3 protein-coding genes are annotated in these 2,201 nt (G+C 74.0%); 1 reads left to right on the top strand and 2 read right to left on the bottom strand.

From position 1 onward, the window contains the following. Together H0487_RS22495 and H0487_RS22490 are read right to left on the bottom strand one after the other, a co-directional pair. Positions 1–241, bottom strand: a 241-nt coding sequence (locus H0487_RS22495) for a DUF5926 family protein (protein ID WP_183096422.1), incomplete at its 3' end; no start/stop codon positions are given. 27 nt (positions 242–268) lie between these two features. Next, on the bottom strand, positions 269–1,066 hold the full coding sequence (locus tag H0487_RS22490) for a glycerophosphodiester phosphodiesterase (protein WP_183096421.1): 798 nt from the start codon (positions 1,064–1,066) through the stop codon (positions 269–271). Here H0487_RS22490 and H0487_RS22485 point away from each other — a divergent pair. Further along, on the top strand, positions 1,043–2,131 hold the full coding sequence (locus H0487_RS22485) for a putative protein N(5)-glutamine methyltransferase (protein ID WP_446685590.1): 1,089 nt from the start codon (positions 1,043–1,045) through the stop codon (positions 2,129–2,131). The genes H0487_RS22490 and H0487_RS22485 overlap by 24 nt on opposite strands. Positions 2,132–2,201: the final 70 nt, after the last annotated feature.

Below are 2,201 nucleotides of genomic sequence, written 5' to 3'. Positions count from 1 at the left end.
CACCGGCCAGCGCCACCGTGGCCGTCGCCGCCGGGACCAGCTCGCGGAGGGCGACCAGGTCGCACTCGGAGGCCAGGCCCTCGAACGGGCGCTTCACGAAGACGTCGCCACCGCCGGGCGCGCCGTGGCACGCCTTGTAGCGCTTCCCGGACCCGCAGGGGCAGGGCTGGCGGGGACCGACCTCTCCCGGGGCGGCGGTGGTCTCGGCGTCACGTGCCTTCGCGCGGTTCTTCTTGGCCATGGCGAGGAACCTATCCCGCCGAGGAAGCTAGCCCGCTGCCAGTCCCCGCTCCTCCAGCAGGTCGAGGACGAACGCCGGTCGGTCGGTGATGACCGCCCGCACGCCCATCCGCAGGCAGAGGTCGAGGTCGCTCTCGGTGTTGACCGTCCACACGTGGACGGCCTTGGCCCGCCGGGCCATGCTCTCGACCACCTTGGGGTGCTCCCGCAGCAGCGCGATGCCCGGGCCCATGATCGTGTCGCCGTCGATGATCCGCCGCAGCATCGGCCAGGTCGTCGACTTCTCGACGAGCTGGACGCGCTGCACCTCCGGCGCCAGCCGCTCGACGCGCTGGAGCGCCGTGAACGAGAAGCTCATGACCCGGACGGGCGCACCCGCCTGCTCCCAGCCGAACTCGCGCAGCATCTCGACCAGCCGCTTCTCGACCAGGCCCCCGAACCGGGTCGGGTGCTTGGTCTCGATCGCGACCTCCACCCGCCGGTCGTAGTCGGCGACGGTCTCGAGCAGCTTGCGGAGCGTGAGCACCTTGCCGAGGTCCTCGTCCTGGTCGGGCGCCTCGTCGTCGAGGTCGGCCCACGGGTTCTTCCACCGGCTGAAGTCGAGCTCGTTGAGCTCGGCGAGGTCCATCGTCGAGACCAGCCCGCGGGTGCTCGCCGTCCGCCGCAGGTCGCGGTCGTGCACGCAGACGAGGTGGCCGTCGGCGGTCAGCCGCACGTCGCACTCGAGCCCCCCGGCCCCCGCGTCCAGGGCGGCGAGATAGGCACCCAGGGTGTGCTCGGCGATGTCGTGACTCGCGCCGCGATGGGCGACGACCTGCGGTCGCATGCGTGCATGATGCCGCAGCCGGACGGCCCGGTGGGACACCTTGGCCGAACGGAGGACGTGACCACCGTGACAGGGCACCTGCCGCGGGTAGGGTTCCGCGCCATGGCGCACCCGACCGAGGCTCTGGTGGCCAGGCTGCGTGCCGCCGGGTGCGTGTTCGCCGAGGAGGAGGCGCGGATCCTGTCCGACGCGACCGACGATCCCGCCCACCTGGCGACCCTCGTCGCGCGCCGCGTCGCGGGCGAGCCGCTCGAGGTCGTCGTCGGCTGGGCGGACTTCGCCGGAGTGCGCGTCCGCGTCGACACCGGCGTCTTCGTCCCCCGCCAGCGCACCGCACTGCTCGTCGACCTGGCGGCCGCGGTGCTGCCCGCCGGCGGCGTGCTGGTCGACCTCTGTTGCGGGTCGGGCGCGCTCGGCCTGGCGATCGCCGTCCGGCGGACCGACGTCCAGGTCCACGCCGCCGACATCGACCCGGTCGCCGTCGCCTGCGCGCGGCGCAACCTCGAGCCGGTCGGCGGCACCGCCCGGGTCGGGGACCTCGACGCGCCGCTCCCGGCCCACCTGCGGGGGACGGTGGACGTCCTGGTCGCCAACGGCCCCTACGTCCCGACCGCCGCGATCACCCTGATGCCCCCGGAGTCCCGCGACCACGAGCCCCGCGGCACCGTGGACGGCGGCGCCGACGGCCTTGACGTCGTACGNCCGACGGCCTTGACGTCGTACGACGGCTCGCGGCGTGCGCACCCGGCTGGCTCGCGCCCGGTGGCACGCTGTTCGTCGAGGTCGGCGACGACCAGGTGGCGGCGGCCCTGGCCGCGTTCGAGGCCGCGGGACTCGCGTCCCGGGTCCACGAGGACGTCGAGCGCGGCGCGACGGCGATCTCGGGACGACTCGGCTCGGCTGTTCCGACAACGCCTCCGGAGCAACCCGCCTCCCCCTAGTCTTGTCGTGTGGATTCCGGACTCGCCAAGAAGGTCTGGGCAGCCCTCGGGGGACCGGCCGACGTGGCCGAGCGGCTCGAGCTGCCGGGTCCGCGCACCGTCTTCCCCTCGGCGTTCGACGTGACCGGCCTGGCCGTCACGTCGGTCGCCGCCGCCTCGCTCGCGATCGCCGAGGTGGCCTCGGCCCCTGGCAA

Source organism: Nocardioides stalactiti, from assembly GCF_014180715.1.
Taxonomy (GTDB): Bacteria; Actinomycetota; Actinomycetes; order Propionibacteriales; family Nocardioidaceae; genus Nocardioides; species Nocardioides stalactiti.
This window is presented reverse-complemented; position numbering and strand designations above follow the sequence as displayed.

Coding starts and splice junctions, on each gene's coding strand:
- H0487_RS22490 (WP_183096421.1), bottom strand. CDS start 1,066: ATGCGACCGCAGGTCGTCGCCCATCGCGGCGCGAGTCACGACATCGCC.